Origin of the sequence: Ensifer meliloti (assembly GCF_030064585.1) — a bacterium.
Classification (GTDB): Bacteria; Pseudomonadota; Alphaproteobacteria; order Rhizobiales; family Rhizobiaceae; genus Sinorhizobium; species Sinorhizobium meliloti.
In genome coordinates, this window is sequence record NZ_CP120364.1 from 700,919 (window position 1) to 724,157 (window position 23,239).

A 23,239-nucleotide genomic window follows, 5' to 3' on the forward strand; every position below is an offset into this window, starting at 1 on the left:
CGAGCTTGCTTGTGAACGGCAGCGCTCTCAGGCATTGTGAATTCATGCGGTTCTTGATTTCTTTCGGTTTTTTGTTCCTGTCGGGCGCGCTCGCCGAGGCCGCGCCCACGTTCTTCCCGGCGCTCTCCGGTGACGGCGCCGCACCGGTCGTGACCGTCTATTCCTCGCTCGACGAACCCTTGGCGAGACCGATGATCGACGGCTTCCAGAAGGCCAATCCGGATGTCGCGGTCCGCTACGAGGACATGCTGACCGGCGAGATCTACGACAGGATCGTCAAGGAGACCGATGCCGGCGAGAAGACCGCCGATTTCGCCTTTTCCTCCGCCATGGACCTGCAGGTCAAGCTCAGCAATGACGGTTATGCGCAACGCAGCGACCTGCCGATGAGCGGACTCTGGCCGGCCTGGGCGAACTGGCGCAACACGGCTTACGCGCTCACCTTCGAGCCGGCCGTCTTCGTCTACCACAAGCCGAGCTTCAGGAACGAGCGGCCGCCGGCCACGCGGGCCGAATTCGTCGACTATCTCAAACGGAAGGGAAACGCCGTCTTCGGCCGCATCGGCACCTACGATATCGAACGCTCCGGCGTCGGCTTCCTCTTCATGTCGCGCGACCAGGAGCAATTCGGCGACATCTGGACGGTGATCCGCACGATGGGGGCGGCCGGAGTGAAGCTTTATTCGACCAGTCAGGCAATCCTGGAGAGGATTTCGGACGGGCGCTTCGTGCTCGGGTACAACATCCTCGGTTCCTATGCGGCCGACTGGGCATCGCGGCATCCGGATGTCGGCATCATACTCCCGAAGGACTATACGGTGGTCATGTCGCGCATCGGGCTGGTGCCGCAGGCGGCAGCCGCCCCGGAACTCGGCCGCCGCTATCTCGAATTCTTCATGTCGAAGGAGGGCCAGACGATCATGGCACGCGAGTTGCAGATCCCGGCGGTCAGTCCCGAAGTCGCCGGCGAGAACACCGCGAACACCATGAGGGAAATGCTCGGAGGTCAGTTGAAACCCGTACCGGTCAGTCCCGGACTGATGGTCTATCTTGACCAGGTCAAGCGGGCGAGGCTGATTGCCCGCTGGAACGAGATGCTGCGCCTGCAGTGAACAATAGGCAGGCAAACAAGTCATTTACGCGAAGCGGACTTGATGTCAGGTTAATGTCAGCTTTCTATGTTGCTTAAGGTCGCCGGCGAACCGTGGAGGCGGACCGCCGGCAGCGTATCGGGAGGATTCACCAGTCCGGTCTAAGGTCGCCGTCGATGTCGACCAGCCGCTTCTCCCCTTCGCGAACGATAATCAACGTGCGCGTGACGAAGCGCGCCTCACGGAGGACCGACCTTGAAACACTTCTTCCTCGCATCCATTCTCGCCGGCGCAATTGCTCTGCCGGCCTATGCCGCCGACTACACGATCATCGCGCCGGCCAATCCCGGCGGCGGCTGGGACCAGACCGCCCGCTCCCTGCAGACCGTCATGCAGCAGGAGGGCATTTCCGGCAACGTGCAGGTCCAGAACGTTCCGGGCGCCGGCGGCACGATCGGCCTTGCCCAGTTCGCCAGCCAGCAGAAGGGCAACCCGAACGCGCTCCTCGTCGGCGGTTACGTGATGGTCGGCGCCATACTCACCAACAACTCGCCGGTTACCCTCAAGGACGTGACGCCGATCGCGCGGCTTACGGGCGAATACGAGGCGATCGTCGTTCCCGCCGCCTCCGAGATCCAGACGATGAAAGACCTCGTCGAGGCGCTGAAGAAGGATCCGGGCGCGGTTTCCTGGGCAGGCGGCTCGGCCGGCGGCACCGACCACATCGCGGTCGGCCTGATCGCCAAGGCCGCCGGTGTCGATCCGACCAAGATCAACTACATCGCCTATTCCGGCGGCGGCGAGGCGCTTGCCGCGATCCTCGGCAACCAGGTAACCGCCGGCATTTCCGGTTACGGTGAATTCGAGTCTCAGGTGAAGGCCGGAACGCTCCGCCTGCTCGCCGTCTCCAGCGCCGAGCGCCTCGAGGGTATCGACGCGCCGACGCTGAAGGAATCCGGCGTCGACGTTGTCGTCGAAAACTGGCGCATGGTCGCCGCTGCCCCTGGACTCACGGAAGAACAGAAGGCCGCAGTCTCCGCCGACATCGAGAAGCTTGCCAAATCCGCAGGCTGGCAGGAAGTGCTGAAGACCAAAGGCTGGCAGGACACCTATCTCGCCGGCGCCGCCTTCGACGAGCAGCTCGCCAACGACATTTCCGCCACGGAAACCGTCCTGAAGGACATCGGACTGGTCAAATGAACAAGGGCAACAACCCTTCCGCCGACACGCGCCGCCCCGACCGGGCGGCGCTGGTCATCGCCGCCGTTCTGGCAGCAATCGCCGGTGTGATCTTCTGGGACGTGTCGCGCCTGAGCGGCCTTGCCGGCTACTCGCAAGTCGGGCCAATGACAGTGCCCTATGCGATCGCCTGCTGTCTCATCGCGCTTGCGGTCTGGACGGCGGTCGAAGCCTGGCGGGGCGACTTTCCCGAACGTGAGCACCAGCGGGCGGGTCCGGTTGTCTGGATCGTCGCCGGGCTTGCGGCGCAGATGCTGCTCTTGAACACGCTCGGCTTCTCGATCGCGACCGGTATTCTCTTCGCCCTCACGGCCCGCGGCTTCGGCAAACGCAAATTATGGCTGACCGTGCCGATCGGCATCGTGTTCAGTTTCATCGTCTGGGCTATCTTCGCCAAGCTCCTGCAATTGTCGCTGCCCGCAGGGCCGCTTGAACGCCTGTTCTTCTAGAGCGGAATGAGAAAAAGTGCGTGCGGTCTGCCGCCCGCGTCCCGCTCTTAACCTATCAGATCGATCACGTTCATGATTTTAGGTCGATCCTAGCGCCGTGATCTAAAGAGGCCGACGACATGGGTACTTTCGATTTCCTGTTGCAGGGGCTGCTGGTCGCTGCCCAGCCGATGAACCTTCTCTACGCACTCATCGGCGTAACGCTCGGCACCGCCGTGGGCGTGCTGCCCGGCATCGGCCCCGCATTGACCGTCGCACTGCTCCTGCCGGTCACCTATCAGCTCGATCCGGCCGGGTCGCTCATCATGTTCGCCGGCATCTATTATGGCGGCATGTATGGGGGTTCGACCACGTCGATCCTGCTCAACACCCCCGGCGAAAGCGCCTCGATCGTCACCGCGCTCGAGGGCAACAAGATGGCGCGCGCCGGCCGCGGCGGTCCGGCGCTTGCCACGGCAGCCATCGGCTCCTTCGTCGCCGGCCTCATCGCCACGCTCGGATTGGCCTTTATTGCGCCCTACATCGTCAAGCTGGCGCTCGTCTTCGGCCCGCGCGAATATTTCGCGCTGATGGTGCTCGCCTTCGTCACCGTCTCCTCCGCTTTCGGCGACTCGACGCTTCGGGGGCTCACCTCGCTCTTCATCGGCCTGACCCTTGCCTGTATCGGCATCGACCAGCTGACCGGCCAGGCGCGCCTCTCCTTCGGCGTGCCCGACCTCCTCGACGGCATCGAGGTGACGACTCTCGCCGTGGCCATGTTCGCGATCGGCGAGACGCTGTTCATCGCCGCGCAAGGCGACCGCGGCCCGGACAAGGTGGAAGCGGTCAGGGGCTCGGTCTGGATGAGCGCCACGGATTGGGCGCGCTCCTGGAAGCCGTGGCTGCGCGGCACCTTCATCGGCTTTCCCATCGGCGCCATGCCGGCCGGGGGCGCCGAGATCGGCACTTTCCTCTCCTATGCAGCGGAGAAGCGACTGACCAAACATCCGGAGGAATTCGGCAACGGCGCCATCGAAGGCGTGGCTGGCCCGGAAGCCGCCAACAACGCATCCGCTGCGGGCACGTTGGTGCCGCTCCTGACGCTCGGCCTGCCGACCACGGCGACGGCTGCGATCATGCTCGCCGGTTTCCAGCAATACGGGCTGCAGCCGGGACCGCTGCTTTTCGCCACCAATCCCCAGCTGGTCTGGGGTCTGATCGCCAGCCTCCTCATCGCCAATTTCATGCTGCTCGTCCTCAACCTGCCCCTGATTGGGCTCTGGGTGAAGCTATTGACGATCCCGAAGCCTTGGCTCTACGCGGGCATCCTGCTCTTCGCGACGCTCGGCACCATCGGCGCCAATCCGTCGGTCTTCGAGCTCGGCATGCTGCTGGCCTTCGGCCTTCTGGGCTACGTCATGCGCGTCTTCGGCTATCCGATCGCGCCGGTGGTCGTCGGGTTGATCCTCGGGCCGCTCGCCGAGCAGCAGCTCCGCAGGGCACTCTCGATCAGCCAGGGCGACATCACCGTGCTCTTCACGTCGCCGATCGCGGCCGTGCTCCTGGTGATCGCCGCGCTCGCGCTGGTCGTGCCGCTGATCCTGAGGGCCCGCGGCCGCGGCGAAGTGCTCGCACAACTCGCCGCCAGCGAAGACTGAGCGGCTTCTCACGATTTGGCAGGTCGGTTACCGCCGTTCGGGCCTGCTTTCGCTGCATGGCTGGGCTGAGGTTTTGTGCATTGCAAAACAACCCTGCCGGGCCCATCTTTTGCTCATCGAATAGAAAACGAAAGCGAGCAAGAGATGACCAGCAAGAACCGCATGGGCTTCATCGGCCGCGCCTTCGCCGTGCTCGGCGCCGCAACCGCTGCTGCCGCCGCCGTTGAAGGGCATCGCCGTCCCAAAGCACAGGATCTCCGCACCCTCGGCATCGATCCGGCAGCCTTCCCGGATAACCGCCGGGGCTGACCTACCGGGCGTCCAAGCCCCAAGCCGGAACAGGATCGCGTCGCCATAAGGCGACGCCCCCTCCGCTTGGGAACTGTCTTCCCACTGCGACCGTCAGCCGAACGGCTTCAGCTTCAACCGGCTGCGATGATCCTCCGGCCCGTTACGCCCGGACCGGCACACTCCGCGGAAATACAACTTCTGCCACTTCTCCCGTACCGCATCGGAGTTCGGATCGTTCAGCCCCTTATTGAAGCTGTTCCGGCTGTCCGACCACGCTTTATACTCGCCTTCGAGCTCCGGATCTTCCGACAGTTTGCGCATTTCCGGCGTGACGGCCTCGAGCCCGCCGCGCGAAACAGGAAAGATGTGACAGATCGGCTCGCCCGCTTCGAAACGGGCGCCTAGTGCCCTGCCCGGGTGAACCGCCAGTTCATGGCGAATGTGTAGGGCGACCAATCCGTCTCTACCGTCAGCGCTGCGATGCCGTCCTTCGGCCTGTTCAACGGTCCCGTCACGAATAGGTCGGTTCCGCTGTCCGTCTTGAACAGGCAGGGCATATGAAAGGTCAGCGTACCGCTTCCGAAGTGGCTGACGGCCGGCGCATGCGTGCCCGGATCCGGTCGGTTGCGAACGGCATTCTCCCGTTCGCCTCCGTCCCACACCGCGGAAAACCGGCCGCATTCAGAATTTCCCACCCATGCGCATTCGCGATATTCAAGGGCAGGCAGCGATAGGCAAAGCGCTGGTTTGTCCCGTTCATCCACTCCCGCTCCAGGGGAGCGGGGCGGATGGTCATCTCATGTCCGTCGATCACATAGGCCCCGGTCCGAGCACCCATCCATTGTCGAACCTGAACGGGTAACCCGCCTCGACGGAAAAGGGGACAGAGTTCCCGGATGTGTCGGCCCCGATGCCCCGGTAGGAGCTCAAGCCCCCATCGAGCCATGAGTACATTCCTATACTGTCCACATACCAGCCGTCCTCGCCGATATGGGTCCAATAGGCGCCGATCGAACTCGCATGGAGGTCGATCGAGCCCACCTCGAACTGCAGTCTCCCGAGAGTATTGCCTCCGTTCGAGCCCGAAGTGCCGGTATAGGCATCGAACAGCCCAACACGATCCTGGCTTCCGTCGTCGTGCAGGGCGCCGATCAGGTCCTGACCGGCTTGAAGTCCCCATAGCTCTCCCGAGAAGGAATGGGAATTCGCAAATAAAAATGGCGCCGGCAAACTGGCCGGCGCCACGAAGATTTTACGGTCCCGCGCGCTTTAAGGTCACGCGGACGTCCGGCAAGAAATCAAGCGACCTTGGCAACCGCCGTCGGCACGCTCGAGATCGTCTTCAGGATGACCGAAGCGATCTGGTAGGGGTCGCCCTGGGAGTTCGGGCGGCGATCTTCGAGATAGCCGCGATAGCCGTTGTTGACGAAGCTGTGCGGAACGCGAATGGAGGCGCCGCGGTCGGCCACGCCGTAGCTGAACTTGTCCCACGGCGCCGTCTCGTGCTTGCCGGTCAGGCGCAAATGGTTGTCCGGGCCATAGACGTTGATGTGGTCGTGCAGGTTCTTCTCGAAGGCTGCCATCAGCGCTTCGAAATAGTCCTTGCCGCCGACTTCGCGCAGATAGGCAGTCGAGAAGTTGGCGTGCATGCCGGAGCCGTTCCAGTCCGTGTCGCCGAGCGGCTTGCAGTGGAACTCGACGTCGATGCCGTATTTCTCTGTTAGGCGCAGCAGAAGGTAGCGCGCCAGCCAGACTTCATCGGCAGCCTTCTTGGAGCCCTTGCCGAAGACCTGGAATTCCCATTGGCCCTTGGCCACTTCGGCGTTGATGCCTTCGTGGTTGATGCCCGCGGCCAGGCAGATGTCGAGATGCTCTTCGACGATCTGGCGCGCGATGTCGCCGACATTCTTGTAGCCCACGCCGGTGTAGTACGGGCCCTGCGGCGCCGGATAGCCCTGCTCCGGGAAGCCCAGCGGGCGGCCGTTCTTGTAGAAGAAATATTCCTGCTCGAAGCCGAACCAGGCGCTTTCATCGTCGAGAACCGTTGCACGGGTATTCGACGGATGCGGCGTCTTGCCGTCCGGCATCATGACCTCGCACATGACCAATGCGCCATTCGTGCGGACCGGATCGGGATAGACGGCAACCGGCTTCAGGACGCAATCGGAGCTGCGCCCTTCGGCCTGCTGCGTCGAGCTGCCGTCGAAGCCCCAGAGCGGAAGCTGCTCGAGCGTCGGAAACGCGTCGAATTCCTTGATCTGCGTCTTCCCGCGGAGATTTGGGACGGGCGTGTAGCCATCGAGCCAGATGTACTCGAGCTTATACTTGGTCATTAGCGAATCTCTCTAACGTGGTGCTGCATGGTTTGAGCAAATCCTGCCGGGTACAGCGCTACACACGCCCAACCGCCAGGGATCGATTACCCTGAAGCATCAAGCGTGCCAGTTGGGCGGCTGGAGAGACTCTTTTTTCGGCTTAAGGCACCGCGGCGACGCGAATCGGCGGGGACGCGCCCCGCGGACGCAGCCGGAAAGAATCGTCGGCATTGCTGCGCAAAGCCCGGCATTTCTCCGCGGTTCGGGGCCGGCCTGGGTAGAAAAACATGCAGCAATTCAAATCGATACCGCGGTCTCCTCGCTTCCGGAAAGGTGGCTGGAGGCGCCTCTCCTGCGCATCCTTTTCGGCGTCCGCGGCCTGAAAATTCCTGCCCAAAAATTATTGAGCAGGCGCCGCTGCCTAAAAAATCGCACTCGCGGCCGTTGCATCAGTAAATGCGTCGGAGAATGCTCGCAATTCCGGCACGGAATTGAACGAAATTTCGGCAATTCGCGTAAATCATGTGCAAATCCCGCCTGGTTGCACTATGTTTCTCCCAGAACTCACGGGAGACCAGAGCATGGCCACAAGTCTTTACGGCAAGTCTGCGACGATCCTGAAGTTTCCGGCCGCTGTGTCGCGGAAGGCCGAGGAGCGGCGTTCCGAAGCCCAGCGCGAACTGAATCTCGCACCGTCGGACGTGTGCGCCGCCGTCGATGGCTGCTGGTATCACGAAGAAGCCCTGAGCGACGAAACAAAGCACTGAGCGGGGCGGTTATTCCCGCTCACCGTCGCCCGCCGACCTCGTCGATGTGGTGCAGCATGTCGGCCGGGTCGTCGAAAATGCGGTAGGCACCGGCTTGCCGCAGTTCCTCATGTCCGTAGCCTCCGCTCAGCAAGCCGATGGCCAAGGCACGGCAGCGCACCGCCGCCAGCATGTCCCAGATACTGTCGCCAACCACCACTGCCGTCTCGATCGGAGCGCCGAGCTGTTCGGCGGCGGCGAGAAAGAGATCCGGATCGGGCTTGGCATATTTGACGACGTCTCGTGTCACGACCGGCACGACGGCCGGATCGACGCCGAGAGCGGCGAGATTGACGGCGGCGGTCTCCATCCGCCCGCTCGTGGCGATCGCATAGGAGATCTTCGCATCGGTGAGCCACGTTAGAAGCTCGCGCGCGCCGGGCAACGGTCTTATACTGTCCGCCTGCCGCCTGTAGGCCTCGGCGTGGCGCTGACGCAATCGCGCAACCCTGTCACCGCTGATTTCCATATTCGTTTCGCGCAGGAGCTGGTCGGTGAAGAGGCCGCCGCTCATGCCGATCTTGCGATGGATGCGCCAGACCGAAAGGTCGATCCCTTCTGCGTCGAGGGCTTCCTTCCAGGCAAGCACGTGCTGGTAGACGCTGTCGACGAGTGTGCCGTCCAGATCGAACAGGAAGACGGGTTCGATGCGCATGCTCTTTCTCCCGGTAACGGCCTTCGCGCGTCCGATCGGACGCGGGCCATGGCGCCGTCACCTGCGGAAATATGGGTCAGGTTTCGCAGCCGAACAGACAGCCTGTCTACTTTTCCTTTGTGAACCTTGATCGCGTCTGCGTGCAAGTGCAACTATCCCATCGCATGGCGGATGGTTCTCGAAATCCGGGTGAGGAAAGCCGGCCGCGAGGAAGCGACGAGCTTCCATGAAAGGACCGCCTGCGCCATGCGCCGTGGTAGCAGCCCGACGGAGACGAACCAGGCTGCCAGCATGGCACGACGGCGCAGCGAGACGTTCATCTGCATGCTGGCGACGGCACCGTGAGCGGCGAGGCCGAGCCTCGAATCCGCAGCCACCGGATGGCGCCCGCCGTCCACGCAGAGCGATGCAAGACGCTCCTCCAGATGCACCGGATCGCGCAGGTTCGCTTTGGGCGAAACCGATAGACCGACATCGGCCGCCTGTTCGTTGAGGGCATGCAGCCGGTGAAAATCGTGCTCAACCCTCCAGCGCGCCCTCTGCCCGAGTTTTTCGGCGAAGACCGAATGATTGCTGCCGTGCATCCGGTAGGCGCCGAGGCAGGCTTCGAGCGACGTCACCTTTCCGTAGAGCGGGGCGAGCGTGACAAGGTAGCCGTCGGCACCCTGCCGGAACTCGGTTTCCGGAACCGGCATGATGACATCGAGAGCCGAGCGTGCAAAGGCCAGTCCGCTGGTGACCGTCGTCTGGTATCGTGCGCGGCGCGCCAGTTGCGGCGTTACGTCACCGGAGTCGAACGGGACCTCCAGAGGCGGGAAGATGTCCTTGACGCGCAGGTCCTCGTCTACGAGGTGCAGCCGGAACTGCATCTGGGCCGTGTCGTCGCTCCATTGGGCAAGCAATTCGGAAACGGCGGCCGGGTAAAGATAGTCGTCGGCGTCGAGGAAGAGAACGATCGCCCCACGACTTGCCGCAAAGCCGGTGTTGAAAGCGGCTGCGTGACCGCCATTTTCCTCCCGCAGGCAGGCCTTGATCCGTCCGCCGTAGGACGCGATCACCTCCGCCGACCCGTCGGTCGACGCATCGTCTACGACGATGACTTCGACCGTCGCGTAGTCCTGGTCGAGGGCACTGTCGATCGCGCGGTTCAGGAACCGCGCATAATTGTAATTCGCTATGATGATGGAGACAGGAAGATGGTCTCGGATGGAATGCATCGCAGTGAACCTCGCGTTTCGGCTTTGGTCGCGGCGAACCTTCTCATGCAGGTCCTTGAGGGTGATGCCCGTCCCGAAAGCACAGCCTCTCGGGCTGCGGTGAAGACAACGGCGCAGTTGCGCCGGGGCGGGCGGCGACGATCGTGCTCGATCCTGCGTGAGCCTCCCCAGTTTTGTGGCATTTGAGTGACCGCCGCAGCGGCGGCACGCCGTTCTGCAGCCTTACCGTGCCGATGATCGAGCCTATGCCCGGATAGGCAGCAAAGTGACCTCGGTTGACGCGCCTCCGGCGGCTGATATACCAGTTTTACAGCCAAAATGACGCAGGGAGGAAGCCGCGTGGATGCCAGACACCCCAAATACGTGACGGTGATTGCCACGCGATTCACGGCGCGAGGCGCAACATTGCAGCCCGCGAACGCGATGCCGGTCGCAGGCAAAGGACAAGCAGGCACAGGACAAGCAGGTCCCGGAAAAGGATGGGCCTTCTGATGCAGCTTTCGAAAAAGACGATCGGCAGCCTGCCGCGCACCGTCAAAAGGCCCCATTACGACCTCGGGACAGTCACCGTCGGCATCGTCCACCTCGGCATCGGTGCCTTTCATCGCGCGCACCAGGCCGTCTACACCGATGCGCTGCTCTCCGAGGATCCGTCCTGGGGCATCTGCGGCGTCTCGCTGCGCAGCCCGGAGACCCGCGACGCGCTTCAACCGCAGGACGGGCTCTACACCCTCGCCGTCCAGGACGGCGAAGGCTCCGATCTCAGCGTGGTCGGCAGTGTCGTCGAGCTCCTTTGCGCGCCGGAGGACCCGGAAGCCGTCCTTCGCCGCATGGCGGATCCCGGCACACGGATCGTGTCGCTGACGATCACCGAGAAGGGCTATTGCCATAACCCGGCAACCGGCACGCTCGACGAAGGCCACCCGGACATCGTCCACGATCTCGCAAACCCCGCGCGGCCGCGATCTGCGATCGGCTTCATCGTCGAGGCGATTTCGCGCCGCGTCAGCGCCGGTATCGCGCCCTTCACGCTGCTCTCCTGCGATAATCTTCCGGGGAATGGCCATGTCCTGAAGCGTATCGTCACGCAGTTCGCGGAAGCGCGCGATCCCGCCCTCGCCGCCGTCGTCCGCAACGTCGCGTCGCCTTCGACCATGGTGGATCGCATCGTTCCGGCCACCACCGACAGCGACCGGAGAGCGGTCGCCTCAGCAATGGGGCTCGAAGATGCCTGGCCGATCATGACCGAACCCTTCCGGCAATGGGTGATCGAGGAGGATTTCCCGCTCGGCCGCCCGGCCTGGGAAAAGGCGGGAGCGCTCTTCGTCCAAGACGTCTCCGCCTTCGAGTTCATGAAGCTCCGGCTTCTGAACGGGAGCCATTCCACGCTCGCCTATCTCGGCTATCTCGCCGGTGCCGAGACCGTGGCGGACGCCATGGCCCTTCCAGGCATGGAAGCGTTGGTCGAAGGGTTGATGCGCCACGAGGTGAGCCCCACCCTTCCGCAACTGCCCGGCTTCGACCTTCCGGCCTATCGGGCCGAACTCCTTCAGCGCTTTTGCAATCCGGCGCTTCGCCACCGCACCTGGCAGATCGCCATGGACGGCTCGCAGAAGCTGCCGCAGCGCCTCCTCGGCTCGATCCGCGACCGCTTGCGGGCAGGGGCCGGCTATGACCGGCTGGCGCTCGGGGTTGCCGCCTGGATGCGCTATGCGCGCGGCCTGGACGAGGCGGGCCGTCCCATCGACGTGCGCGATCCGCATGCTGCCCGGATCGCCGCGCTTGCGCAGGGAATTGACGAGCCGGATCGCATCATCGATGCCTTCCTGACGATGACGGACGTCTTCGGCACGGACCTTCCGGCGAGCGCCCCATTTCGCGCCGCCCTGATCAAGGCGCTGGATGGACTCCTCCGGAACGGGTCGGCGGCAACGCTTCGAAGTTTTCGGCGGTAAGGGCAAGCGAAGGATGGCCATGTTCGATCTCAGCGGCAAAACGGCACTGGTTACCGGCGGCGGACGCGGCCTCGGACTGGAGATGGCGAAGGCGCTTGCCGGGGCCGGCGCCTGGACGGTGATCAACGGCCGCACCGGCCAAGGCCTTGAAGAGGCGCGCAAGCGGCTCCACGGCGACGCCATCGAGATCGGGATTGCGGCCGGCGACATAACCCGCGACGCCCCGGCGATTATCGCCGCTGCGGTCGAAAAGACGGGCGGCCTCGACATTCTCATCCACGCGGTCGGCGAACGCGACCGCCGCGGGACGGAAGCGATGGAACCGCACGAATTTGCGGCTCTGTTGAACATCGACCTGACCGCGGCCTACACCGTGGCAAAGACCGCCCTTCCCTATCTCAGGCGTTCCGCGGCCGGGCGGCTGATCTTCGTGACCTCTATCGCCGCCTTTGCGGCGCGGGCCGGCGATCCCGCCTATACGGCGGCGAAGGGCGGGCTCGCCGCACTGACGCGCTCGCTCGCCGTCGAACTCGGCGCCGACAATCTCACCGTCAACGCGATCGCGCCCGGCTGGTTTGCAACCGAGACCAATGCGCATCTCGCAGCCGATCCGGCGCTCAAGGCCTTCGTCGACATCCGCATTCCGCTGAAGCGCTGGGGGCGGCCGGAAGAGATCGCCCCCGCCGCCGTCTTCCTAGCCTCGCCGGCCGCGAGCTTCGTCAACGGAATCACGCTCACCGTCGACGGCGGGATGACCGTGCAGATGTGAGGACGGTGCGTGCCGGCAACCGGGGGAGCCCTACCCCTCTTTCGCCTCCTCGTTCCCCCTGAGCAGGTGGATCAGCGCCGAGAAGTCCTCTGCCCCGTGGCCGAGCTTCTCGAAGAGGCTGTAAAGCTGCGTCGCCTGTGCACCCATCGGCGTCGCCGCGCCGCTGGCGCTGGCGGCCTGCTGCGAGAGTTTCAGGTCTTTCAGCATGAGGCTCGCGGCGAAACCCGGTTTGTAGCCGCCATTGGCAGGCGAGGCCGGAACCGGGCCGGGCACCGGGCAATAGGTCGTCAGCGACCAGCACTGGCCCGACGAGGTAGAGGCCACGTCGAAGAGCGCCTGATGCGAGAGGCCGAGCCGTTCGGCGAGCACGAAGGCCTCGCAGACCGCCGCCATGGAAACGCCGAGGATCATGTTGTTGCAGATCTTCGCCGCCTGGCCGGCGCCGGCGTCGCCGCAATGGACGATCTTCTTGCCCATGGCTTCGAGCAGGTGCTTTCCGCGCGAGAAGGCGCCCTCGCTTCCTCCGACCATGAAGGTCAGCGTAGCGGCCGCCGCGCCCGCCGTGCCGCCGGAAACCGGCGCGTCGAGCGAAGGGCAGCCGGCCTTTTCGGCAAAGCCGTGCACCTTGCGCGCGCTTTCGACATCGATCGTAGAACTGTCGATAAGAAGCGTGCCGGGATCGACGAAGCCGAGCAGTTCGTCCCATACGTAAAGGACATGCGCGCTCGCCGGCAGCATGGTGATGACGCATTCCATCTCACGCACGGCCTGGGCGATCGAGCCGGCGACCGAGACGCCCGTCTTGGCGGCGGCATTGCGCGAGGCTTCCGACAGGTCGAAGCCGGTCACCGCGTGGCCTGCCTTCACCAGATTGGCGGCCATCGGTCCGCCCATGTTGCCAAGCCCGATAAAGGCGATCTTCGTCATCTTGCCTCTCCTCCTCAACTGAAACCTGTCACGAACCGCCCGCGCGGGCCTTATGCCTTCCCGGCGAAGAGCGCCGCGCCGTCATTCCTCCCGAAACGGGCGAGCAGATCGGGGGTAGCTTCCGAAAGCCCGACCGACCATTTCGGATTCCGGTCCTTGTCGATCACCGCGGCCCTGACGCCCTCGTAGAAATCCGGATTGGAAAGCATGCCGAGGGTCGCGGCATATTCCCGCTCGAGGCATTCGTTGAGCGTTGCGCTGGAGCGCCCTACCCTTAAGAGCGACAGCGTCAGCTTGAGGCTGATCGCCGATCGGGTCTTCAGGAGTTCGAGCGTCTCGCGCGCGAAATCCGACTCGTCCTTCTCCAGCGCCGCGAAGATCTCCTCCACGGCATTGAAGGCGAAGCAACGGTCGATGACGGACAGGTGGTCCAGCAGGGCCGATGCCGGGGGCTCGCTCGAAACGGCGCGGATCGCCGCCGAAACGTCATCGGCCGTGGCCGAGGCGGAGAGCGAGGAGAGCGCGCCGAGGAGCTCGCCGATCCTCTCGGAGGGAACGAAACTGTCGGCGAGCCGCGCATGGATGACCGCCGCCGCACCGATGTCGCGGCCCGTCAGCCCGAGATAGGTACCGAACTCGCCGGGCGCGCGCGGCAGGAGCCAGGTCGCGCCGACATCGGTGAAATAGCCGATCCCCGTTTCCGGCATGGCAAAGCGTGTCCTCTCGGTCACGATCCGATGGCTGCCATGGGAGGAAACCCCGACGCCGCCGCCCATCACGATCCCGTCCATGATCGCGATATAGGGCTTGGAATAGGCTGAAATTCGGCTGTTGACGATGAACTCCTCGCGCCAGAACTGCGCACCTTCGCCAGGCCGTTCGCGGCCGCTTTCGTAGATCATCCGGATGTCGCCGCCGGCGCAGAGGCCCCGTTCGCCCTCGCCCGTGACAAGCACTGCGGCAATCTCCGGGTCGCGCTCGAATTCGGTCAGCGCCGCAGCGATCGCGCGGATCATCGTGCGATTGAGGCTGTTCAGTGCGCGCGGACGGTTGAGCCGCAGCCTGCCGATCGCGCCCTGGCGCTCGACAATGACCTCCGGAAGCGTGGTCTGCATCTCCATCGAAAATCCTTCCTATTTCCGTCCCATGATCGCACGCGACACGATCAGCCGCATGATCTCGTTGGTACCTTCGAGTATCTGGTGCACCCTGAGGTCCCGGACAATCTTCTCGACGCCGTAGTCGGCGAGATAGCCGTAGCCGCCATGCAATTGCAGTGCGTCATTGGCGACAGCAAAGCAGCGATCTGTGACAAAACGTTTGGCCATGGCGCAGAGCTTCGTCGCCTCCGGGTCCGCCGCATCGAGGGCGCAGGCCGCCCGCCAGAGGAAGGTCCGGGCGATTTCCAGATCCGTCGCCATGTCGGCGAGGCGGAACTGCAGCGCCTGGAATTCGCCGATCGCCTTCCCGAAGGCCCGGCGCTCCTGGACGTAGGCGAGCGCTTTGTCGAAAGCGGATTGCGCGCCGCCGAGCGAGGCGGCGGCGATGTTGAGCCTTCCGCCATCGAGGCCGGCCATGGCGATCCTGAAGCCCTCGCCCTCGGCCCCCAGGCGGTTCTCGACGGGAATGCGAACATTGTCGAGCATCACCGCCCGCGTGGGCTGGGCATGCCAGCCCATCTTCTTCTCATTGGCGCCGAAGGTGAGCCCCGGAGCGTCCTTTTCGACGACAAAGGCGGAGATCCCCTTCGGCCCCTCCTCGCCCGTGCGCGCCATGACGATATAAAGACCGGACTCGCCGGCACCGGAAATGAACTGTTTCTGGCCGGTAAGCAGATAGGCGTCACCCTCGCGCACCGCCCTTGTCTTGAGCGCGGCCGCGTCCGAGCCGGAGCCGGGCTCCGTCAGGCAATAGCTCGCCAGTACGTCCATCGTGAGAAGCGGTGGAAGCAGAAGCCGGCGCTGCTCGTCCGTGCCGTAGCGGTCGATCATGCCGGCGCACATATTGTGGATCGAAACGAAGGAGGCGATCGCGGGGCAGCCGGTCGCGAGCGCCTCGATGATCATCGCCGCGTCGATGCGGGTAAGTCCCGTTCCGCCGACGTCGTCGCGGACATAGATGCCGGCCATTCCGAGCGCAGCCGCCGCGCGCAAAGTCTCCACGGGAAAGTGCTTCTGCTGGTCCCAGTCGACGGCGTGGGGCGCGATCTCGTCCCGCGCAAAATCGAGCGCCATCGTGCGGATGGCCTCCTGCTCCTCCGACAGGCGAAAATCCATATGCATGTCCTCCCTGACCCGCATAGTGATGGTGTATGGCCTAGTTACAATAAATGCCGTACAGGCACAGGCGTAAATTCTCACAGTATCTGTTCAAAAACGAACAGAGCGGGAGTTCAGCTCTCACTCAGACGATACGGCAGAGCGCCGCGCATGTCATGATCGACGATCAGCTTGCGCTTGAGCGGGGGCACCGCACGGCTCGCGCATCTGGTGCGCTCGCAGATGCGGCAGGAAATTCCGATCGGATCGTAGGCGGCGCGGTTGCCGAGGTCCATGTCGTCCGCATAGACGAAGGCATCGGCGTAGGAGATCTCACAGCCGAGCGCCAAGGCATAACGGGGATGGGCGGCACGGTAGCCGCCGCCGCCTTTGGTGATCTGGGTCGCAAGGCAGAGATAGCGCACGCCATCCGGCGTCTCGGCAAGCTGGCGGATGATCCGGCCGGGCGTCTCGAAGGCCTGGTGCACGTTCCAGAGCGGGCAGGCCGCGCCGAAACGGGCGAATTGCAGCTTGGCGGCGCTGTGGCGCTTGGTGATGTTGCCGGCCCGGTCGATCCGCGCGAAGAAGATCGGAATGCCTTTCTGACCGGGCCGCTGCAACGTCGAAAGCCGATGACAGACCTGCTCCAGCGAGGCAGCGAAACGGGCAGCAAGAAGCTCCACGTCGTGGCGCAGATCGCGCGCGGCTTTCAGGAACGGCTGGTAGGGCAGGATCAGCGCGCCGGCGAAATAGTTCTGCAGGCCGATTCGACAGATCTCATAGGCTTCCTCGGTGCGGAAGCCGGCGCTTCCCGCGACACGGTCGATCTCCTCGCGGGCGTGCATCTGGGCGATCTGCAATGCGAGCTGGAAGTCGCGCGTCGCCGCCGGCGCGTAAGGATTGAGCGTGAGTAGGCGGGCGCGCGGATCGAAACGGCGGATCGCCTCGTCGCCCGCTGCCCCGCGCACGACACGTATCCCGTGGCACGCTTCCAGATAGGCGGCGAGGGCCGCGTGGTTGTCGCCATCGCCGAGACCGAGCTCACCCGCGAGCGTCTCGGCAAGCATGTCGATCTCGTGGATGTAGTTGTCGACGAAGTGGAAGAAGTCGCGCACCTCTTCATAGGGCGTCGTCTCGACGAAGGAAGCGCCGCGGCCGATCGTGTCGTCGATGCTGGCGAGCTGCTCGCTGTTGCGCCGATAGGCCTGGTGGCAGGAGATCAGCGCATGGGCGAGCCCCGGCGCATTCTGGGCGACGAGCTTCAGCTCCTGCAGGCTCGGCGAATAGGTCTCGAACAAGGGATCGCTCAGCGCCTCCGACAACGCCGAGAGAAGCCGGTCGCTTTCGCCGGAAGAAAGCTCGGCGATGTCGATCTGGAACTTCTCCGCGAGTGCCAGCAGTACCGCCGCCGATACGGGACGCTGATTGTTCTCGATCTGGTTGAGATAGCTCGTGGAGATGCCGATGCGCTCGGCGAACTGCCCCTGGGTCAGTCGGTTGCCATCCCTCAGATCCCTGACCTTGCGGCCGATATAAAGCTTGCCGATCGCCATGCTCGCAGCCCGTTTCGCAATTTTGCAATTTGCGCTTCGCAATATTGTATGTTTCACCTTTGCACATGATCGGCCGTTTTTCCATCCGGCCTTCGGCGCTATTGCGAAGGTCGGCAAGCCTCTGCACAATCAGCAAAAAACGGGAGGAGAGCGATGCGCGCGGTACTTGAACAGGTGGAAGCCCGACGGGCCGAGGCGCGGGCGGGGGGCGGCGAACGCCGCATCGCTGCGCAGCACGGCAAGGGCAAGCTGACGGCGCGCGAGCGCATCGACGTGCTTCTGGACGAGGGCTCCTTCGAAGAATACGACATGTATGTGACGCATCGCAGCGTCGATTTCGGCATGGCTGGCCAGAAGATCCCCGGCGACGGCGTCGTCACCGGCTGGGGCACGATCAACGGCCGCCAGGTCTACGTCTTCAGCCAGGACTTCACGGTCCTCGGCGGCTCGCTCTCCGAGACGCATGCCCAGAAGATCTGCAAGATCATGGACATGGCCGCGCGCAACGGTGCGCCGGTGATCGGCCTCAACGATTCCGGCGGCGCCCGCATCCAGGAGGGTGTCGCCTCGCTCGCCGGCTATGCCGAGGTCTTCCGCCGCAATGCCGAGGTTTCGGGCGTCATTCCGCAGATCTCGGTGATCATGGGCCCCTGCGCCGGCGGCGCCGTCTATTCGCCGGCGATGACCGACTTTATCTTCATGGTGCGCGACAGTTCCTACATGTTCGTGACCGGCCCGGACGTCGTGAAGACGGTCACCAATGAGATCGTCACCGCGGAAGAGCTCGGCGGCGCCCGCACGCACACGACGAAATCGTCCGTCGCCGACGGCGCCTACGAAAACGACATCGAGGCCCTCGAGCATGTGCGCCTGCTCTTCGATTTCCTGCCGCTCAACAACCGCGAGAAGCCGCCGGTCCGGCCCTTCCATGACGATCCGGGACGCCTGGAGATGCGCCTCGACAGCCTGATCCCGGACAGTGCCGCCAAGCCATACGACATGAAGGAATTGATCCTCGCCATTGCCGACGAGGCCGATTTCTTCGAACTGCAGGCAAGCTTCGCCCGCAACATCATCACCGGCTTCATCCGCATCGAGGGCCAGACGGTCGGCGTCGTCGCCAACCAGCCGATGGTTCTCGCCGGCTGCCTCGACATCGACTCCTCGCGCAAGGCCGCGCGTTTCGTCCGCTTCTGCGACGCCTTTTCTATCCCGATCCTGACGCTGGTCGACGTGCCCGGCTTCCTGCCCGGCACCGCCCAGGAATATGGCGGCGTCATCAAGCACGGCGCCAAGCTGCTCTTCGCCTATAGCCAGGCGACGGTCCCCATGGTGACGCTGATCACGCGCAAGGCCTATGGCGGCGCCTATGACGTCATGGCGTCCAAACACATCGGAGCCGACGTGAACTACGCCTGGCCGACGGCCGAGATCGCCGTGATGGGCGCCAAGGGCGCGACCGAGATTCTCTACCGTTCCGAACTCGGCGATCCCGAGAAGATCGCGGCCCGGACGAAAGAATACGAAGAGCGCTTCGCCAATCCCTTCGTCGCCGCCGAGCGAGGCTTCATAGACGAGGTGATCATGCCGCACTCCTCCCGCCGCCGCATCGCCCGCGCCTTCGCCTCCTTGCGCAACAAGCAGGTCGAGACCCGCTGGCGCAAGCACGACACCATCCCGCTTTGACGGGAGAACCCGATGGGACACATGTTCAAAAAGATCCTCATCGCCAATCGTGGTGAAATCGCCTGCCGCGTCATCCGCACCGCGAAGGCGCTCGGCATTCCGACCGTCGCCGTCTATTCGGATGCCGACCGCGACGCCATGCATGTGCGCATGGCGGACGAGGCCGTCCATATCGGCCCATCCCCATCCAGCCAATCCTACATCGTCATCGAGAATATCCTCGCGGCGATCCGCAGGACCGGGGCGGATGCCGTTCACCCCGGCTACGGCTTCCTCTCCGAAAACGCCGCTTTCGCCGAGGCTCTCGAGAAGGATGGCGTGACCTTCATCGGCCCGCCGGTCCGGGCGATCGAGGCGATGGGGGACAAGATCACCTCCAAGAAGCTCGCCGCCGAAGCGGGCGTTTTCACCGTTCCCGGCCATATGGGGCTGATCGAGGATGCGGACGAGGCCGCGCGCATCGCCGCTGAGATCGGCTTTCCGGTGATGATCAAGGCTTCCGCCGGCGGCGGCGGCAAGGGCATGCGGATCGCCTGGAACGAGCGGGAGGCACGCGAGGGTTTCCAGTCGTCCAGGAACGAGGCGAAGAGCTCCTTCGGCGACGATCGCATCTTCATCGAGAAATTCGTGACCGAGCCCCGCCACATCGAGATTCAGGTGCTCGGCGACAAGCATGGCAATATCCTCTATCTCGGCGAGCGCGAATGCTCGATCCAGCGGCGGAACCAGAAGGTCATCGAGGAGGCGCCCTCGCCCTTTCTCGACGAGAAGACGCGCCGCGCCATGGGCGAGCAGGCGGTCGCCCTGGCAAAGGCCGTCGGCTATCACTCGGCCGGCACCGTCGAATTCATCGTGGACGCCGGCCGCAACTTCTACTTTCTCGAGATGAACACCCGGCTTCAGGTCGAGCATCCCGTGACGGAACTCGTCACCGGCCTCGATCTGGTCGAGCAGATGATCCGCGTCGCGGCCGGCGCGAAATTGGCTTTCACCCAGAAAGACGTGAAGCTCGACGGCTGGGCGATCGAAAGCAGGCTCTATGCGGAAGACCCCTACCGCAATTTCCTCCCGTCGATCGGCCGGCTGACGCGCTATCGCCCGCCCGAGGAAGGCGCGCAGGCGGACGGCACCGTCATCCGCAACGACACAGGCGTCTTCGAAGGCAGCGAGATCTCGATGTATTACGATCCGATGATCGCCAAGCTCTGCACCTGGGGACCGGACCGGCTGACGGCGGTCCGGGCGATGGCGGACGCGCTCGACGCATTCGAGGTCGAGGGCATCGGTCACAACCTGCCCTTCCTCGCAGCCGTGATGCAGCAGGAGCGTTTCCATGAGGGGCGGCTGACCACCGCCTATATCGCCGAGGAATTTGCCGGCGGTTTCCACGGGGTGGCGCTGGACGATGCATCCGCACGCAAGCTCGCCGCCGTCGCGGCGACGGTCAACCAGACGCTCCAGGAGCGCGCCAGCCGCATTTCGGGCACCATCGGCAACCACCGCCGGGTCGTCGGCCATGAATGGGTGACGAGTCTCGATGGTCACGAAATTCAGGTCACATGCGAGGTTTCCGCCGACGGCACCTATGTCCGCTTTGCCGACGGGACATCCGTTTCCGTCGCAACCGACTGGGCGCCCGGCCGCACCCGCGCCGCTTTCAACATCGACAATCAGCCCATGCGTGTGAAGGTCGAGCTCGCCGGCCCGGGCATAAGGCTACGCTGGCGCGGGATCGACGTCGTTGCAGGGGTCAGAAGCCCGCGCATTGCCGAACTCGCCCGGCTGATGCCGAAGAAGCTGCCGCCGGACACCTCGAAGATGCTGCTCTGCCCGATGCCCGGGGTGGTGACATCGATCACGGTCAAGGCCGGCGAAACGGTCGAGGCCGGACAGGCGATCGCCGTCGTCGAGGCGATGAAGATGGAGAATATTCTGCGGGCGGAAAAGCGTGCGATCGTGAAGCGCGTGGCGATCGAAGCCGGCGCGAGCCTGGCGGTGGACGAGTTGATCATGGAGTTCGAGTGATGGGAGGAACTGGGCGCGTCGCCTTTCCGATTTGCCCCTCTCCTCGGGTTTAACCCGAGGACTAACCCTCTCCCCGCATGCGGGGAGAGGGGACTTCGTCAGCGCGGCAGACCCCTTCTCCCCGCTTGCGGGGAGAAGGTCCCGGCAGGGGGATTAGGGGCTGGCGCCCGGAACCGGCAGCCGGATGAGCGGCCCACCATCGCACGGAAGCTTGGAGTGGAACCAATGACCGCAAAGACCATCAAGGACTGGGAAGCCCTCGCCGAGAAGGAACTCAGGGGCTCCCCCGAAAGCCTCGTCTGGCACACGCCCGAGGGCATCGACGTCAAGCCGCTCTATACGAGCGACGACATGTCCGGCATCGGCCATCTGAACTCGCTCCCCGGCTTCGAACCGTTCGTGCGCGGCCCGCGCGCGACCATGTATGCCGGGCGGCCCTGGACTGTCAGGCAATATGCCGGCTTCTCGACGGCCGAGGCGTCCAACGCCTTCTATCGCAGGAACCTCGCCGCCGGCCAGCAGGGCGTTTCGGTAGCCTTCGATCTCGCCACGCACCGCGGCTATGACAGCGACCACCCGCGCGTCCAAGGGGATGTCGGCAAGGCCGGGGTCGCGATCGACTCGGTGGAGGACATGAAGATCCTCTTCGACGGCATCCCGCTCGACAGGATTTCCGTCTCGATGACCATGAACGGTGCGGTGATCCCGATCCTCGCCTCCTTCATCGTTGCCGGCGAGGAACAGGGCGTCAGCCGCGACAAACTCTCCGGGACCATTCAGAACGACATCCTCAAGGAGTTCATGGTCCGCAACACCTACATCTATCCGCCGGAACCCTCGATGCGGATCGTCGCCGACATCATCGAATATACGGCGAAGGAGATGCCGAAGTTCAATTCGATCTCGATCTCCGGCTACCACATGCAGGAGGCCGGCGCGACGCTCGTGCAGGAACTCGCCTTCACCCTCGCCGACGGGCGCGAATATGTGCGCGCAGCACTCGCCAAGGGGCTCAACGTCGACGATTTCGCCGGCCGGCTCTCCTTCTTCTTCGCGATCGGCATGAACTTCTTCATGGAGGCGGCGAAGCTGCGCGCCGCGCGGCTCCTCTGGACGCGGATCATGCAGGAGTTCAAGCCCGAGAAGGCGTCCTCGCTGATGCTGCGGACCCATTGCCAGACGTCGGGCGTCTCGCTCCAGGAACAGGACCCCTACAACAACATCGTCCGCACCGCCTTCGAGGCGATGTCGGCCGTCCTCGGCGGCACGCAATCGCTGCACACCAATTCCTTCGACGAGGCGATGGCGCTTCCGACGGATTTCTCCGCCCGCATCGCCCGCAACACGCAATTGATCCTGCAGCACGAGACCGGCGTGACGAAGGTCGTCGATCCGCTTGCCGGCTCCTATTACGTCGAAAGCCTGACGAACGAGCTTGCCGAAAAGGCCTGGGCCCTGATCGAGGAAGTGGAGGCGCTGGGCGGCATGACGAAGGCAGTCAATGCCGGCCTGCCGAAGCGGCTGATCGAGGAGGCCGCGACCCGGCGCCAGGCGGCCGTCGACCGCGCCGAGGAGGTCATCGTAGGGGTCAACAAATACCGGCTCGAGAACGAGCAACCGATCGACATTCTCCAGATCGACAACGCCGCGGTTCGGACGGCACAGGTCAAGCGCATCGAGGAGACCAGGCGGCGCCGGGACTCGCAGAAGATGAAGCAAGCGCTGGACGCGCTGGCCGATGTGGCGCGCAGCGGCAAGGGCAATCTGCTCGCCGCCGCGGTCGAGGCTGCCCGGGCGCGCGCCACTGTCGGTGAAATCACCGACGCCATGCGCGAGGCTTTCGGCGATTACACCGCCATTCCGGAAGTCGTCACCGATATCTACGGCAAGGCCTATGAAGGAGATCCGGAACTCGGCGTTCTCGCCGGGCGGCTCGGCGAAGCGACGAAGCGCCTCGGCCACAAGCCGAAGATCATGGTAGCCAAGCTCGGCCAGGACGGGCACGACCGCGGCGCCAAGGTGATCGCATCCGCCTTCGGCGATATCGGCTTCGATGTCGTCGCGGGCCCCTTGTTCCAGACGCCGGAGGAAGCTGCCGATCTGGCGCTCGCCGAAGAGGTCACCGTTATCGGCGTTTCATCGCTTGCCGCCGGGCACAGGACGCTGATGCCGCAACTTGCCGAGGCACTGAAGAAGCGCGGCGGCGAGGACATCATCGTCGTCTGCGGCGGTGTCATCCCCCGGCAGGACTATGATTATCTGATGGAGAACGGCGTCGCCGCCGTCTTCGGACCCGGCACCCAGGTGCTCGACGCGGCGCGCGCCGTGCTGGACCTGATCGAAGGCAAGCGGCGAAACGTGTAAAC

19 protein-coding genes and 1 pseudogene are annotated in these 23,239 nt (G+C 64.2%); 11 read left to right on the forward strand and 9 right to left on the reverse strand.

Annotation, left to right across the window (positions count from 1 at the left end):
* The first annotated feature begins 44 nt into the window (after positions 1 to 44).
* The 5 genes from PZL22_RS03205 to PZL22_RS03225 all read left to right on the forward strand — a co-directional run bounded on the left by PZL22_RS03205 (position 45) and on the right by PZL22_RS03225 (position 4,725).
* Entirely contained in the window at positions 45 to 1,112 is a 1,068-nt protein-coding gene (locus tag PZL22_RS03205; RefSeq protein WP_284718473.1) for an ABC transporter substrate-binding protein, read from the forward strand.
* Positions 1,113 to 1,346: 234 nt separating this feature from the next.
* Positions 1,347 to 2,291, forward strand: coding sequence for a Bug family tripartite tricarboxylate transporter substrate binding protein (locus PZL22_RS03210; protein ID WP_284718474.1), 945 nt, complete (start codon positions 1,347 to 1,349; stop codon positions 2,289 to 2,291).
* A complete protein-coding gene (locus PZL22_RS03215; RefSeq protein WP_003530571.1) occupies positions 2,288 to 2,779 on the forward strand; it encodes a tripartite tricarboxylate transporter TctB family protein in 492 nt (163 codons plus the stop codon). Before PZL22_RS03210 ends, PZL22_RS03215 begins: the two co-directional genes overlap by 4 nt.
* Positions 2,780 to 2,898: 119 nt before the next feature.
* A complete protein-coding gene (locus PZL22_RS03220) occupies positions 2,899 to 4,416 on the forward strand; it encodes a tripartite tricarboxylate transporter permease (protein WP_003530573.1) in 1,518 nt (505 codons plus the stop codon).
* Between the two features lie 144 nt (positions 4,417 to 4,560).
* A complete protein-coding gene (locus tag PZL22_RS03225) occupies positions 4,561 to 4,725 on the forward strand; it encodes a hypothetical protein (protein ID WP_003530575.1) in 165 nt (54 codons plus the stop codon).
* Positions 4,726 to 4,818: 93 nt separating this feature from the next.
* Here PZL22_RS03225 and PZL22_RS03230 read toward each other — a convergent pair.
* From PZL22_RS03230 to PZL22_RS03240, 3 genes and pseudogenes are all read right to left on the reverse strand, one after another.
* Positions 4,819 to 5,545: pseudogene (locus PZL22_RS03230) on the reverse strand (DUF6065 family protein).
* Positions 5,518 to 5,937 (reverse strand): autotransporter domain-containing protein, encoded by a 420-nt coding sequence (locus tag PZL22_RS03235; RefSeq protein ID WP_282576444.1) that lies wholly within the window; start codon positions 5,935 to 5,937, stop codon positions 5,518 to 5,520. The pseudogene PZL22_RS03230 and the gene PZL22_RS03235 overlap by 28 nt, the downstream one beginning before the upstream one ends.
* Positions 5,938 to 6,005: 68 nt before the next feature.
* Entirely contained in the window at positions 6,006 to 7,040 is a 1,035-nt protein-coding gene (locus PZL22_RS03240; RefSeq protein WP_003530581.1) for a glutamine synthetase beta-grasp domain-containing protein, read from the reverse strand.
* Between the two features lie 563 nt (positions 7,041 to 7,603).
* Here PZL22_RS03240 and PZL22_RS03245 point away from each other — a divergent pair.
* Positions 7,604 to 7,789 (forward strand): DUF2735 domain-containing protein, encoded by a 186-nt coding sequence (locus PZL22_RS03245; protein ID WP_003530583.1) that lies wholly within the window; start codon positions 7,604 to 7,606, stop codon positions 7,787 to 7,789.
* Between the two features lie 19 nt (positions 7,790 to 7,808).
* Here the strand turns inward: PZL22_RS03245 and PZL22_RS03250 are convergent, their stop codons facing one another.
* Positions 7,809 to 8,483, reverse strand: coding sequence for an HAD family hydrolase (locus PZL22_RS03250; RefSeq protein ID WP_010976241.1), 675 nt, complete (start codon positions 8,481 to 8,483; stop codon positions 7,809 to 7,811).
* Between the two features lie 152 nt (positions 8,484 to 8,635).
* Complete coding sequence (locus PZL22_RS03255; protein WP_003530587.1) at positions 8,636 to 9,700, reverse strand: glycosyltransferase family 2 protein; 1,065 nt, start codon at positions 9,698 to 9,700, stop codon at positions 8,636 to 8,638.
* 479 nt (positions 9,701 to 10,179) lie between these two features.
* On the opposite strand from PZL22_RS03255, the gene PZL22_RS03260 reads away from it, so the two are divergent.
* Positions 10,180 to 11,655, forward strand: coding sequence for a mannitol dehydrogenase family protein (locus PZL22_RS03260; protein WP_248447441.1), 1,476 nt, complete (start codon positions 10,180 to 10,182; stop codon positions 11,653 to 11,655).
* Between the two features lie 19 nt (positions 11,656 to 11,674).
* Positions 11,675 to 12,424 carry an SDR family oxidoreductase gene (locus tag PZL22_RS03265; protein WP_127594972.1) on the forward strand — a complete coding sequence of 250 codons (750 nt, stop codon included), beginning with the start codon at positions 11,675 to 11,677 and terminating at the stop codon, positions 12,422 to 12,424.
* A 30-nt stretch (positions 12,425 to 12,454) separates the two neighbouring features.
* On the opposite strand, the gene mmsB is transcribed toward PZL22_RS03265, so the two are convergent.
* The 4 genes from mmsB to PZL22_RS03285 form a co-directional block, all read right to left on the reverse strand.
* Positions 12,455 to 13,351, reverse strand: coding sequence for a 3-hydroxyisobutyrate dehydrogenase (gene mmsB, locus PZL22_RS03270; RefSeq protein WP_003530592.1), 897 nt, complete (start codon positions 13,349 to 13,351; stop codon positions 12,455 to 12,457).
* Positions 13,352 to 13,401: 50 nt separating this feature from the next.
* Positions 13,402 to 14,472, reverse strand: coding sequence for an enoyl-CoA hydratase/isomerase family protein (locus PZL22_RS03275; protein WP_003530594.1), 1,071 nt, complete (start codon positions 14,470 to 14,472; stop codon positions 13,402 to 13,404).
* Positions 14,473 to 14,484: 12 nt separating this feature from the next.
* A complete protein-coding gene (locus PZL22_RS03280; protein ID WP_164819063.1) occupies positions 14,485 to 15,627 on the reverse strand; it encodes an isobutyryl-CoA dehydrogenase in 1,143 nt (380 codons plus the stop codon).
* Positions 15,628 to 15,743: 116 nt separating this feature from the next.
* Positions 15,744 to 17,162, reverse strand: a complete 1,419-nt coding sequence (locus PZL22_RS03285) for a helix-turn-helix domain-containing protein (protein ID WP_003530598.1) — start codon at positions 17,160 to 17,162, stop codon at positions 15,744 to 15,746.
* Between the two features lie 153 nt (positions 17,163 to 17,315).
* On the opposite strand from PZL22_RS03285, the gene PZL22_RS03290 reads away from it, so the two are divergent.
* The 3 genes from PZL22_RS03290 to scpA all read left to right on the forward strand — a co-directional run bounded on the left by PZL22_RS03290 (position 17,316) and on the right by scpA (position 23,237).
* The gene (locus PZL22_RS03290; protein WP_003530600.1) at positions 17,316 to 18,848 is read left to right on the forward strand and encodes an acyl-CoA carboxylase subunit beta; all 1,533 of its coding nucleotides are present in this window, start codon (positions 17,316 to 17,318) and stop codon (positions 18,846 to 18,848) included.
* 12 nt (positions 18,849 to 18,860) lie between these two features.
* Positions 18,861 to 20,873 (forward strand): acetyl-CoA carboxylase biotin carboxylase subunit, encoded by a 2,013-nt coding sequence (locus PZL22_RS03295; protein WP_284718475.1) that lies wholly within the window; start codon positions 18,861 to 18,863, stop codon positions 20,871 to 20,873.
* Between the two features lie 225 nt (positions 20,874 to 21,098).
* Complete coding sequence (gene scpA / locus PZL22_RS03300; RefSeq protein ID WP_284718476.1) at positions 21,099 to 23,237, forward strand: methylmalonyl-CoA mutase; 2,139 nt, start codon at positions 21,099 to 21,101, stop codon at positions 23,235 to 23,237.
* Positions 23,238 to 23,239 lie beyond the last annotated feature (2 nt).